This is a genomic window from Streptomyces sp. YS-3 (assembly GCF_045257485.1).
GTDB lineage: Bacteria > Actinomycetota > Actinomycetes > Streptomycetales > Streptomycetaceae > Streptomyces.
Genome location: NZ_JBJHPC010000218.1, coordinates 1 through 11,082, shown reverse-complemented (window position 1 = coordinate 11,082; position 11,082 = coordinate 1). Strand labels below are relative to the sequence as shown.

At 72.3% G+C, this 11,082-nt stretch carries 12 protein-coding genes; 4 read left to right on the top strand and 8 right to left on the bottom strand.

Annotated elements, in window-relative coordinates; genetic code table 11:
- Positions 1-187: 187 nt before the first annotated feature.
- The 5 genes from ACJA3G_RS18960 to ACJA3G_RS18940 form a co-directional block, all read right to left on the bottom strand.
- The gene (locus ACJA3G_RS18960; protein ID WP_406554193.1) at positions 188-826 is read right to left on the bottom strand and encodes a ScbR family autoregulator-binding transcription factor; all 639 of its coding nucleotides are present in this window, start codon (positions 824-826) and stop codon (positions 188-190) included.
- A gap of 403 nt (positions 827-1,229) precedes the next feature.
- Positions 1,230-1,658 carry a Fur family transcriptional regulator gene (locus ACJA3G_RS18955; protein ID WP_406554192.1) on the bottom strand — a complete coding sequence of 143 codons (429 nt, stop codon included), beginning with the start codon at positions 1,656-1,658 and terminating at the stop codon, positions 1,230-1,232.
- A gap of 59 nt (positions 1,659-1,717) precedes the next feature.
- Positions 1,718-2,611 carry a metal ABC transporter permease gene (locus tag ACJA3G_RS18950; protein ID WP_406554191.1) on the bottom strand — a complete coding sequence of 298 codons (894 nt, stop codon included), beginning with the start codon at positions 2,609-2,611 and terminating at the stop codon, positions 1,718-1,720.
- 2 nt (positions 2,612-2,613) lie between these two features.
- On the bottom strand, positions 2,614-3,384 hold the full coding sequence (locus tag ACJA3G_RS18945; protein WP_406554190.1) for a metal ABC transporter ATP-binding protein: 771 nt from the start codon (positions 3,382-3,384) through the stop codon (positions 2,614-2,616).
- A 41-nt stretch (positions 3,385-3,425) separates the two neighbouring features.
- Positions 3,426-4,382 (bottom strand): metal ABC transporter substrate-binding protein, encoded by a 957-nt coding sequence (locus ACJA3G_RS18940; RefSeq protein ID WP_406554189.1) that lies wholly within the window; start codon positions 4,380-4,382, stop codon positions 3,426-3,428.
- A gap of 168 nt (positions 4,383-4,550) precedes the next feature.
- Here ACJA3G_RS18940 and ACJA3G_RS18935 point away from each other — a divergent pair, with 168 nt between their 5' ends.
- The gene (locus ACJA3G_RS18935; protein ID WP_283143570.1) at positions 4,551-5,933 is read left to right on the top strand and encodes a glycine--tRNA ligase; all 1,383 of its coding nucleotides are present in this window, start codon (positions 4,551-4,553) and stop codon (positions 5,931-5,933) included.
- 139 nt (positions 5,934-6,072) lie between these two features.
- Here ACJA3G_RS18935 and ACJA3G_RS18930 read toward each other — a convergent pair whose 3' ends face one another.
- The gene (locus tag ACJA3G_RS18930) at positions 6,073-6,462 is read right to left on the bottom strand and encodes a hypothetical protein (protein WP_406554188.1); all 390 of its coding nucleotides are present in this window, start codon (positions 6,460-6,462) and stop codon (positions 6,073-6,075) included.
- 176 nt (positions 6,463-6,638) lie between these two features.
- Between ACJA3G_RS18930 and ACJA3G_RS18925 the strand changes: the two genes are divergently transcribed.
- Genes ACJA3G_RS18925 through ACJA3G_RS18915 form a run of 3 tightly spaced genes read left to right on the top strand, consistent with a single transcriptional unit; the run spans position 6,639 to position 9,372 of the window.
- Entirely contained in the window at positions 6,639-7,886 is a 1,248-nt protein-coding gene (locus ACJA3G_RS18925) for a histidine kinase (protein WP_406554187.1), read from the top strand.
- Positions 7,874-8,527: a response regulator gene (locus tag ACJA3G_RS18920; RefSeq protein ID WP_406554186.1), complete on the top strand. Its 654-nt coding sequence runs from the start codon at positions 7,874-7,876 to the stop codon at positions 8,525-8,527. Before ACJA3G_RS18925 ends, ACJA3G_RS18920 begins: the two co-directional genes overlap by 13 nt.
- Positions 8,524-9,372: a hypothetical protein gene (locus tag ACJA3G_RS18915; RefSeq protein ID WP_406554185.1), complete on the top strand. Its 849-nt coding sequence runs from the start codon at positions 8,524-8,526 to the stop codon at positions 9,370-9,372. Before ACJA3G_RS18920 ends, ACJA3G_RS18915 begins: the two co-directional genes overlap by 4 nt.
- An 18-nt stretch (positions 9,373-9,390) precedes the next feature.
- On the opposite strand, the gene ACJA3G_RS18910 is transcribed toward ACJA3G_RS18915, so the two are convergent.
- Together ACJA3G_RS18910 and ACJA3G_RS18905 are read right to left on the bottom strand one after the other, a co-directional pair.
- The gene (locus ACJA3G_RS18910) at positions 9,391-9,987 is read right to left on the bottom strand and encodes a TetR family transcriptional regulator (RefSeq protein WP_406554184.1); all 597 of its coding nucleotides are present in this window, start codon (positions 9,985-9,987) and stop codon (positions 9,391-9,393) included.
- Positions 9,988-10,039: 52 nt separating this feature from the next.
- Positions 10,040-11,056 (bottom strand): aldo/keto reductase, encoded by a 1,017-nt coding sequence (locus ACJA3G_RS18905; protein WP_406554183.1) that lies wholly within the window; start codon positions 11,054-11,056, stop codon positions 10,040-10,042.
- Between the last annotated feature and the right edge of the window lie 26 nt (positions 11,057-11,082).

Below are 11,082 nucleotides of genomic sequence, written 5' to 3'. Positions count from 1 at the left end.
CGCCCGGGTGGGTCCGTGCCCCGTCGGGGGGCGGGACACGGACCCACCCGGGCGCCCGGACCCCGGCGGGGTGTGCGACGAGACGAACGGGGCCTGTCCGCCGGACAGGCCGCGTGGCGTTCCCCGCGCGGGGAGCACCCGGCAGGTCGCGGGTGACCGGTGGGAGGCCACCGGCGGCAGGAGGTTCCTACGCCGGCATCGCGGCGGTCAGGCCGGGGCTGCCGTCGGGCTTCAGTGACCCGAGCGCGTCGGCCCGGGCGAGGCGGGGCAGCAGCAGCCCCCAGAACTTGCCGAACATCTGCCGCGAGGACCAGCGCGGCTGGCTGCGGCCCATCGCCTCGAAGCCGACGGTGGTCGCCGCGATCACCGCCTTGGCGTCCTCCACCACGACCCCCTCGGCGAGCGCGCCCTCGGCCGCCGCCCCGGCCAGTACGTCGCCGACCCAGTCCACCCAGTACTGGCGCAGATCCGTGGTGCCCTTCCAGGTCGCGTCCGAGCTGAGCCCGAACCCGGCCCGCAGCACCACGTCGTCACCGAGCCGGAACGCCAGCGCGTGGGTGGTGTCCACGAGGACCTGGAGCGCCCGGCCGTGGTCGTCCCCGCGCGGCGGCGCGATCTGCCGCAGGGACGCCATCGCGTGCTCGCCCACCGCCTCGGCCAGGGCGTTCTTGCTGACGAAGTGGAAGTGCAGCGCCCCGTTGCTGACGCCCGCCCGGGTGCTGATCGCGGTCAGTGAGGACGGGGCGAAACCGTCCCGGTCGAACACCTCGGCCGCGGCGAGGATCAGCGTCTTACGTGTCCGCTCAGCCCGTTGCTGCTTGCTCATGGTGTCACTCCGTTGTCGCGCAGGAAGAAGTCACGCAGGAAGAGGGCTTCTGAGGACAGGAGCCAAGGATCAGATTGTATAGAAACCAACCCGACGGTTTCTTTAGTACGGATGGAGTCTGGCCCAAAGCGTTCGCGGAGCGGGCCGGGTACTTCCCGCGTCCTACCCATCTGACCTGCGTTCAAAGGCGAGTTGGAGGCCGGCCGGGTGACGGTGTACGGCCGGAAGTGGACGGGTGCTGGTGGCCGCGACGCGGCCGGAACGCCCCGCCCGGCGCCGGCGAACGGGACAACCGGTCTGCAGTGCTCCGTTTCCGGGGTACGCGAAAGGGCCCGGCGGGTCGGTGGATTCCACCGTCCTGCCGGGCCCTTCGAGGGCGTATGTCCGCTTCGTGCGCCCTAGGTCACCCGGGCTGCTGCTCCCCGGCCGCCGCGCACTCCGCGCAGGTGCCGAAGATCTCCACGGTGTGCGCCACGTTCACGAAGCCGTGCTGCTCCGCGATCGCGTCGGCCCACTTCTCCACCGCCGGGCCCTCGACCTCCACGGCCTTGCCGCACATCCGGCAGACCAGATGGTGGTGGTGGTCACCGGAGGAGCAGCGCCGGTAGACGGCCTCGCCGTCGCTGGTGCGCAGCACGTCGACCTCGCCCGCGTCGGCGAGCGACTGCAGGGTGCGGTAGACGGTGGTGAGCCCCACCGAGTCGCCCCGGTGCCGGAGCATGTCGTGCAGTTCCTGCGCGCTGCGGAACTCGTCCACCTGGTCGAGGGCCGCCGCCACGGCGGCCCGCTGCTTGGTCGACCGGCCGCGTACGGGTGGTCCAGCCGTCGCCACAGGTGCCTCCCTCTAACCGTCGCCCGCTCACATCGTCGGGCCATTCTGCCAGGTCGGGGTCAGACCGTGGCCTCGTCGGGCGCGGTACGCGACCCCGGTACCTCCAGGGTGCACTGCCGTGCGGCGGTTTCGGCCACCCGCGCGCGCCTGCGCGCCAGGGGCGCGGCGAGCGCGGTCAGGGCGATGAACGCGCCGATCGCGAGGAGCACGATCGTCGCGCCGGGCGGCACGTCCTGGTAGTACGAGGTGACGGTTCCGGCCAGGGTGACCGTGGTGCCGATGACCACCGCGAGGACGAACGTCACCGCGAAGGAGCGCGAGACCTGCTGCGCCGCCGCGACCGGTACCACCATCAGCGCGCTCACCAGGAGCAGCCCGACGGCCCGCATCGCCACCGTCACCGTGATCGCGGCGGTGACCGCGACCAGCAGGTTCAGGGCCCGCACCGGCAGCCCGGTGACCCGCGCGAACTCCTCGTCCTGGCTCACCGCGAAGAGCTGGCGCCGCAGCCCGACGGTGACGAGCACCACGAACGCGGCGAGCACGCAGATCGAGGTGACGTCCGAGTCGGAGACGGTGGAGAGCGAGCCGAAGAGGTACGAGGAGAGGTTGGCGTTGGAGCCGGTGTCCGAGAGGTTGACCAGCAGCACACCGCCGGCCATACCGCCGTAGAAGAGCATGGCCAGCGCGATGTCGCCGCGCGTCTTGCCGTACGCGCGGATCAGCTCCATCGTCATGGCGCCGAGGACGGAGACGAGCGTCGCCATCCACACCGGGCTGGTGTTGAGCAGGAAGCCGAGGCCCACGCCGGTCATGGCGACATGGCCGATTCCGTCGCCCATCAGGGCCTGGCGGCGCTGGACGAGGTAGATGCCGACGGCGGGCGCGGTGATGCCGACCAGGACGGCCGCGATGAGCGCCCGCTGCATGAAGGCGGTCTGGAGGATTTCCATGGTCAGCTCAGCAGTCCTGTGCGGATCGGCTCGACGGCCGAGTGGGGGTGGACGTGGTCGTGGCCCGGCAGGGCGTGCTGGCCGGTGGCCTTGGGCGGCGGCCCGTCGTGGGTGACACAGCCGTCGCGCAGCACCACCGCGCGGTCGATCAGGGGCTCCAGCGGGCCGAGTTCATGGAGGACGAGCAGTACGGTCGCGCCGCCCGCCACCTGCTCGCGCAGGGTCGAGGCGAGGATCTCCTGACTGGCCAGGTCGACGCCCGCCATCGGCTCGTCCATGATCAGCAGCTCGGGCTCGGAGGCGAGCGCGCGGGCGATCAGGACGCGCTGGTGCTGGCCGCCGGAGAGGGCGTTCACCGAGTCCCTGGCCCGGTCGGCGAGGCCCACGAGCTCGATGGCCCGGGCCACGGCCGCCCGGTCCGCCCGGGAGAGCAGCCCCAGCTTCGTACGGGACAGCCGCCCCGAGGCGACGACCTCGCGGACGGTCGCGGGCACCCCGCCGGCGGCGGTGGTGCGCTGCGGTACGTATCCGACGCGCGCCCAGTCCCGGAAGCGCTTCAGCTCCGTACCGAAGAGCTCGACGTGGCCCCCGGTCAGCGGCACCTGGCCGATCACCGAGCGCACGGCGGTGGACTTGCCGGAGCCGTTGGCGCCGAGCAGGGCGACGACCTCGCCGCGTCCGACGGTGAGGTCGATGCCGCGCAGCACCGGGCGCGAGCCGAGCGTCGCCGTGGCCGCGCGCAGGGATATGACGGGTTCCGTCGTGGGGTCCATCACTGGTGCCTCCGATGTGCCGGATGCGGACTGGGGGGTGCTCACTTCGCGCCGAGCGCCTTCTGGAGCGCGGCCAGATTGGACTCCATCACCTGGAGGTAGTCCTCGCCCCTGGACTTCTTGGTGATGCCCTCCAGCGGGTCCAGGACATCCGTCTTCAGGCCGGTGTCCTTCGCCAGGGTCTTCGCGGTCTTGTCGCTGGCCAGCGTCTCGAAGAACACCGTGTCGACGTGCTCCTTCTTCGCGATGGACTGGAGCTCCTTGACCCGGGCGGGGCTCGGCTCGGCCTCGGGGTCGATGCCCGCGATGCCCTCCTGGGTCAGGCCGTAGCGCTCGGCGAGGTAGCCGAAGGCGGAGTGGGTGGTGATGAAGGTCCTGGTGGCGGTGGTCTTCAGACCCGCCGCGAACTTCTCGTTCAGCGCGCCGAGGTCCTTGACCAGCGCGGCGGTGTTCTTCTCGTAGTCGGCCGCGTTGTCGGGGTCGGCCTTCTCCAGGGCCTTGCCGACGCCCTGGGCGACCTCGGCGTACTTGACCGGGTCCAGCCAGACGTGGGGGTCGGCGCCGGCCTCGCTCCCGCCGTGGTGCTCCTCGCCCTCGTGGCCGTGGCCGACCTCGGTGCCGTGGTCCTCCAGCTTGGTGAGCCCGGCGGCGTCGACGGTGTGCTTGGCGCCGGACTGGGCGATGGCCTTGTCCACGGCGGGCTGGACGCCCTTGAGGTAGACGACCAGACCGGCCTCGCCGAGGGAGGCGGTCTGCCGGGGGCTGAGCTCCAGGTCGTGCGGCTCGACGCCCGGCTTCGTCAGGCTGCGTACGGAGACGTGGCCGGCGCCTATGCGCTCCGCCAGGTACTGCATCGGATAGAACGACGTCACCACGTCCAGCTTGCCGTCCTTGCGGCCCGAGCCCGCGTCGGCGTTCGAGCAGGCGGTCAGGGCGCCGAGGCCGAGCACCACGGTGGTGGAGAGGGCGGCGGCCGGTATGAGGCGTCGTACGTTCATGACAGTCATTTTCAACAAAAGTGGAAACGATTGTCAACAAGCTCGGGTGGGACCGCCGCTCCGGGCGGTGCCGCGATGCCTGACGGGATACCGATTTGATCCAGGGGTGGAGGCCGCCGCTAATCTGAAGCATTCGCCGTTCGTCGTCGTCGTAATGAAGAGAGCAACGTGGCCGCCGACAAGATCGACACCATCGTCAACCTGAGCAAGCGCCGTGGCTTCGTCTACCCGTGCAGCGAGATCTACGGTGGTCAGCGCGCCGCCTGGGACTACGGGCCGCTGGGTGTCGAGCTGAAGGAGAACCTCAAGCGCCAGTGGTGGCGTTACATGGTCACCTCGCGCGAGGACGTCGTCGGCATCGACTCGTCGGTGATCCTGGCCACCGAGGTCTGGGAGGCCTCCGGCCACGTCGCCACCTTCACCGACCCGCTCACCGAGTGCACCTCCTGCCACAAGCGGTTCCGCGCGGACCACCTGATCGAGGCGTACGAGGAGAAGCACGGCAAGGAGCCCGCGAACGGCCTCGCCGAGCTCAACTGCCCCAACTGCGGCAACAAGGGCACCTTCACCGAGCCCAAGAACTTCTCGGGTCTGCTCTCCACCCACCTCGGCCCCACCCAGGACAGCGGCTCCGTCGCCTACCTGCGTCCCGAGACCGCGCAGGGCATCTTCACCAACTTCGGCCAGGTCCAGCAGACCTCGCGCAAGAAGCCGCCCTTCGGCATCGCGCAGATGGGCAAGTCCTTCCGCAACGAGATCACGCCCGGCAACTTCATCTTCCGCACCCGCGAGTTCGAGCAGATGGAGATGGAGTTCTTCGTCAAGCCGGGCGAGGACGAGCAGTGGCAGGAATACTGGATGCAGGAGCGCTGGAACTGGTACACGGGCCTGGGCCTGCGCGAGGAGAACATGCGCTGGTACGAGCACCCGAAGGAGAAGCTCTCCCACTACTCCAAGCGCACCGCCGACATCGAGTACCGCTTCCAGTTCGGCGGCAGCGAGTGGGGCGAGCTTGAGGGTGTCGCCAACCGCACCGACTACGACCTCTCGGCGCACGCCAAGGCCTCCGGCAGCGACCTGTCGTACTTCGACCAGGAGGCCGGTGAGCGCTGGACCCCGTACGTCATCGAGCCCGCCGCCGGTGTCGGCCGCTCCATGCTCGCCTTCCTCCTCGACGCCTACAACGAGGACGAGGCGCCCAACGCCAAGGGCGTCATGGAGAAGCGCGCCGTGATGCGCCTCGACCCGCGCCTGGCGCCGGTCAAGGTCGCGGTGCTGCCGCTCTCGCGCAACCCGCAGCTCTCGCCGAAGGCGAAGGGGCTCGCGGCGGACCTGCGGCAGAACTGGAACATCGAGTTCGACGACGCGGGCGCGATCGGCCGCCGCTACCGCCGCCAGGACGAGATCGGTACGCCGTTCTGCGTCACCGTCGACTTCGACACGCTCGACGACAACGCGGTGACCGTCCGCGAGCGGGACACGATGTCCCAGGAGCGGGTCTCCCTGGACCAGATCCAGTCGTACCTGGGCGCGCGGCTTCTGGGCTGCTAGTTCGTCTGCGGGTGCGTGGGGGGCTGGTCGCGCAGTTCCCCGCGCCCCTCAAGGCAAAAGGCCTGGTCCCGTACCGTACGGGACCAGGCCTTTTGGTACGTGGGGAGCGACCAGCCCCCCACCGCCCGCAGGTGAAGTCCTACGCGCGCCGCCGCGCAACCGCCCCGCACGCCACCGCCAGCGGCAGCTCCGCGCACACCGCCAGCGCGACCGCCGTCGCGAGCTGGGGACCCGGCGGCGACGTCGTGATGTCGAACCACGCGTCCATCACCAGCAGCGCCCCCGTCGCAGCCGCCGCGGCCTGCGCCCGCGGGTCGCCGCGCCGCAGCAGCACCCCGGTCCCCGCGAGCCCCGCGGCGAGCGCCGCGTCCAGACCTATCCAGGCCAGCGGCCAGTTGGACACCTCCACCGTCGACGGCAGCGTCTTCGCCAGGACCACCATCCACGGCACCAGCACGACCCCCGCCCCCGTCAGCAGCGTCGCCAGGCGCGGCCGGCGGATACGGATCTGCGGGGCGACGAGCGTCATGGCGGCGGTCTCCTTCCGGCCCGGCGGCCAGTCCGCCGGACACGGCAACAAGCCTCGCCTGCCCGGCCGTTGGGATCAGTAACGCGACGGTCCGGACCGGGGGTGGTGCCAGCTGCACCCCCGGGCGGGCAGTAACGTGATGGCACCGCCCCGAGCTGGGCGTTTACCGTAAGCGCATGGCAACTCCCGGCCCGCTGCGGCGCGCGACCGACTGGGCCGCCGCGCACGCCCCGTGGTCGGCGTGGGCCTGGCGCAACACCGCCTTCGCGGTGGCGGGCATACCGCTCGCGCTGCCCGCCGCGGGCGCGGTCACGTATCTGGTCCTCGCGCCCGGACACACCCCCGGCGCCCTGCTCTTCGTGCTCCTCCTCAGTCCGCTCCTCACCACGCTCCAGCGCAGCCGCTTCTGGTCGCTGCTCGGCCTCGACGTGCCCGGCATCGTCCGGCACGGCCGCGCCTTCACCTGGCGCGGGCTCGTCGAACGGCTGCGGTCGGAGGCGACCTGGCGGCAGTACGGCTACCACCTCCTCGTCGCCCCGCTCGCCGCCGCGGCCGGCGTCCTGGTGGTCGGCGGCTGGGTCACGGGCCTCGTCTGCGCCTTCGTACTGTCCTGGCTGTGGGCGGCGCCGCTGAACGCGGGGCTGCCCGACTGGACGCGGGCGTACGCCCTGTTCACCGCCGCCGGGGTGCTGCTCCTGCTCGTCACGCCCTGGTTCACCGCGGCGGCCGTCCGGCTCGACGGCTACGCCGCCGCCGCCCTGCTCGGCCCCAGCCGGGCCAAGGAGCTGGCGCGGCGCGTGGAGACCCTGGCCGAGAGCCGCGCCGGGGTCCTGGACGCCGCCGACGCCGAACGCCGCCGCATCGAACGCGATCTGCACGACGGCGCCCAGCAGCGCCTGGTCTCCCTCGCCATGAACCTGGGCCTGGCCCGCGCCACCCTCACCGACCTGCCGCCCGAGGCCCGGGCCGTCATCGACGAGGCGCACCGCGAGGCCAAGGAGGCCATCGAGGAGCTCAACAACCTGGTGCGCGGGCTGCACCCGGCCGTCCTGGACGACCGGGGCCTGGACGCGGCGCTCTCCGGCATCGCCGCCCGCGCCCCGCTGCCGGTCGAGCTCAGCGTCGACCTGGACCGGCGCCCCGCGCCCACCGTCGAGGCCGTCGCCTACTTCGTCGTCTCCGAGGCGCTGGCGAACGTCGCCAAGCACGCCCGGGCGACGCGCTGTTCCGTGCGGGTGCGGCGCCGGGGCGAACTGCTGTGCCTCACCGTCGGCGACAACGGCGCCGGGGGCGCGGACGCCGCCGCCGGGACCGGGCTGCGCGGCCTCGCCAAGCGCGTGGGGTCCGTGGACGGGACCATCCACATCAACAGCCCCCTCGGGGGTCCGACCGTCATCACCGTGGAGCTGCCGTGCGGGCTGTGATCGCCGAGGATTCGGTACTGCTGCGAATAGGACTCGTCAAGGTCCTGGAGATGGCGGGGTTCGAGGTCGCCGCCGAGACGGAGGACGCCGACGGGCTGCTCGCGGCCGTCGAGGAACACCGCCCCAAGCTGGCCCTCGTCGACGTCCGGATGCCGCCCGGCTACACCGACGAAGGCGTCCGCGCGGCTCTGATGATCCGTCAGCAGTGGCCGGACACCGCCGTCCTGCTGCTCTCCCAGTACGTGGAGGAGCGGTACGCGGCCGATCTGCTCAGCGCCCGGTCCGGCGGCATCGGCTATCTGCTCAAGCAGCGCGTCGCCGACGTCGAGGAGTTCGTCGACGCCCTGCGGCGGGTGGCCGGCGGCGGGACCGCGCTGGACCCGCAGGTCGTCGCCCAGCTGCTGCTGCGCCGGGGCGGCGGCACCGACCCGCTGGAACGCCTCACCCCGCGCGAACGGGAGGTCCTCGCCCTGATGGCCGAGGGCCGCTCCAACGCGGGCATCGCCGAGCAGCTGGTCGTGGGCGAGAGCGCCGTCGCCAAACACATCAACAACATCTTCGCCAAGCTCGACCTGCCGGTCGCCGAGGGCGACCACCGCCGCGTCCTCGCCGTCCTGCGCTTCCTGGACGGCGGCTCATGAGCGCCGACGTCCGGCCCGGCCCGGACAGCCGCCCCGACCGGGACCCCGGCCTGCCCCGCCCCCGGCACCGGGGCCGGTGGATCCTGGTCGCCGTGCTCAGCGCGCTGTTCGTCGTGGCGCCGCTCGGCATCGAGGTGTACGCCCAGCTCGCACGCCAGACCACCAGCCACACCAGCGTCGAGACCAGCGACCGCCACCCGGTCAGGACCGTCGAGGTCGACGCGGGAAACGCCGAGCTGACCGTGGTCCCCGGCGCCGAGGGCGAGGTCCGCGTCCAGGAACGGCTCTCCTGGTCGCTGCGCAAGCCGAAGGTCCGCAAGGAGTGGGACGGCGACACCCTCAGGCTGCGGCCCGAGTGCGACGGCCGGTTCGCCGTCACCAGCCTGGGCTGCTCGGTCCAGCTCGACCTGACCGTCCCGGCCGGGGTCGGCCTCACCGTGCGCAGCGGCTCCGGCGGCGTCCGCGTCAGCGGCCTCACCGGCCCCATCGACGTGCATGGCGGCTCCGGCACCGTCAAGCTCTACGGGGTGCGCGGCCCGCTGAAGGCCGTCGTGGGCTCCGGCTCGGTCAGCGGCGCCGCGATCGGCTCCGCCGGGGCCGAGGTGCGCTCCGGGTCCGGCCACGCCGAGCTGGAGTTCGTCACCGCGCCCCGGAAGGTCACCGCCGCCACGGGCTCGGGCAACGTCGAACTCTTCCTGCCCATCGGCTCGCACTACCGGATCACGGGCAGCAAGGGCTCGGGCACCCGCCACATCGACGACTCCCTGCGCGACCCCGCCTCGGACCGCCTCATCGACCTCTCGGCCGGCTCGGGCACGGCGACCGTGGACCACACCCGCTGGTAGCACCGGCCGCACCCGCCGTCACCCCCGGTCCGCCCGCAGGCCGTGCACCACCAGGTCCACCAGGGCCGTGAAGTCCGCCTCGATCTCCGGCCGCAGCCACTGCGGCGCGTACGCCGGGTCGTGGAAGCGGTTGGTGGCGTCGAAGACCGCCCGCGCCATCCGCTCGTCCGGCCCCAGCGATGTGAACTGGCCCCGCTCGACGCCCCGGTGGACGATCCGCGCGAGCTGGGCGACCAGCTCGGTGATGTGCTCCTCGACCACCGTGCTGGTCTCCGCGAGCAGCACCTCGTACGTCGCGAAGAGCTCGGGGTCGTCGCCCGCCTTGCGGCGCTTGGCCTCGAAGAGCGCGGCCAGCCACGCGCGCAGCGTCGCCTCCGCCTCCCGCGGCTCGTCCTCGGTGATGGCGGCGAGCTCGCGCGTCGTGCGGTCCAGCCAGCGCTTGGTGACGGCCTCCCGCAGCGCCGACTTCGTACGGAAGTGGCGGTAGACGCTGCCGTGGCTGACGCCGAGCTGGCGGGCGACATCGACGACCGTGGCCTTCGCCGGGCCGTGGCGGCGCAGCACCTCCTCGGTCGCTTCGAGGATGCGCTCGGCGGTCAGGGGTTCCGTACTCATGACCTTGACGTTACCCGCCGGGTCCGCCACCGGGCCGGGCCCTGTGGACAACTCAGTGCTCGCTGTCCAGATGCGCCATCTGCGCCGCCGGGTAACGCTCGCCCGCGGCGGCCCCGGCCGGGACCGCCGCCTCGATGGCGGCCAGGTCACGGGCGTCGAGGGTGACGTCCAGGGCGCCCAGCGCCTCGGCCAGCCGGTCCCGGCGGCGGGCGCCGACCAGCGGCACCACGTCCGCGCCGAACCGCTCGCCCTGCGCCATCACCCAGGCGATCGCGATCTGCGCGACCGAGACGCCCTGGTGCTCGGCGACCTTCCGCAGCGCGTCGACGAGGTCCAGGTTGCGGTCGAGGTTCTCGCCCTGGAAGCGGGGGCTCATACCGCGGAAGTCGTTGGCCGCCAGCCGCCGGTCGCGGGTGAAGTGCCCGCTGATCAGCCCGCGCGAGAGCACGCCGTACGCGGTGATCCCGATGCCCAGCTCCTTCGCGGTCGGCAGGATCTCGTCCTCGATGCCGCGGGAGATGAGCGAGTACTCGATCTGGAGGTCGCAGATGGGGGCGACGGCCGCGGCCCGGCGCAGGGTGTCCGCGCCGACCTCGGACATCCCGATGTGCCGTACGTGACCGGCCTCGACCAGTTCCGCGATGGCGCCGACGGTCTCCTCGACCGGGACGTCCGGGTCGAGCCGGGCGATGCGGTAGACGTCGATGTGGTCGACGCCGAGGCGCTGGAGCGAGTACGCCGCGAAGTTCCGCACCGCCTCGGGGCGGCCGTCGTACCCGGCCCAGCCGCCGTCGGGGTCGCGCAGGGCGCCGAACTTGACGCTGGTGAGGGCCTGTTCGCGGGCGGCGGCGGACGCGCCGCGCAGCGCCTCGCCGATGAGCAGTTCGTTGTGGCCCATGCCGTAGAAGTCGCCGGTGTCGAGCAGGGTCACGCCCGCGTCCAGGGCGGCGTGGATGGTGGCGATCGACTCGGCCCGGTCGGCGTCGCCGTACAGCGCGGACATGCCCATGCAGCCGAGGCCGAGGGCGGAGACCTGGGGGCCAGTGGTGCCGAGGGTGCGGGTGCGCATGGTGGTCACTCCTTGAGGGGGGAGGG

Bases quoted from the DNA above. Each gene is read 5' to 3' on its own strand.
- ACJA3G_RS18925 (WP_406554187.1), top strand. From the start codon at position 6,639: ATGGCAACTCCCGGCCCGCTGCGGCGCGCGACCGACTGGGCCGCCGCG.
- ACJA3G_RS18905 (WP_406554183.1), bottom strand. From the start codon at position 11,056: ATGCGCACCCGCACCCTCGGCACCACTGGCCCCCAGGTCTCCGCCCTC.
- ACJA3G_RS18930 (WP_406554188.1), bottom strand. From the start codon at position 6,462: ATGACGCTCGTCGCCCCGCAGATCCGTATCCGCCGGCCGCGCCTGGCG.
- ACJA3G_RS18910 (WP_406554184.1), bottom strand. From the start codon at position 9,987: ATGAGTACGGAACCCCTGACCGCCGAGCGCATCCTCGAAGCGACCGAG.
- ACJA3G_RS18915 (WP_406554185.1), top strand. From the start codon at position 8,524: ATGAGCGCCGACGTCCGGCCCGGCCCGGACAGCCGCCCCGACCGGGAC.
- ACJA3G_RS18950 (WP_406554191.1), bottom strand. From the start codon at position 2,611: ATGGAAATCCTCCAGACCGCCTTCATGCAGCGGGCGCTCATCGCGGCC.
- ACJA3G_RS18960 (WP_406554193.1), bottom strand. From the start codon at position 826: ATGAGCAAGCAGCAACGGGCTGAGCGGACACGTAAGACGCTGATCCTC.
- ACJA3G_RS18945 (WP_406554190.1), bottom strand. From the start codon at position 3,384: ATGGACCCCACGACGGAACCCGTCATATCCCTGCGCGCGGCCACGGCG.
- ACJA3G_RS18940 (WP_406554189.1), bottom strand. From the start codon at position 4,382: ATGAACGTACGACGCCTCATACCGGCCGCCGCCCTCTCCACCACCGTG.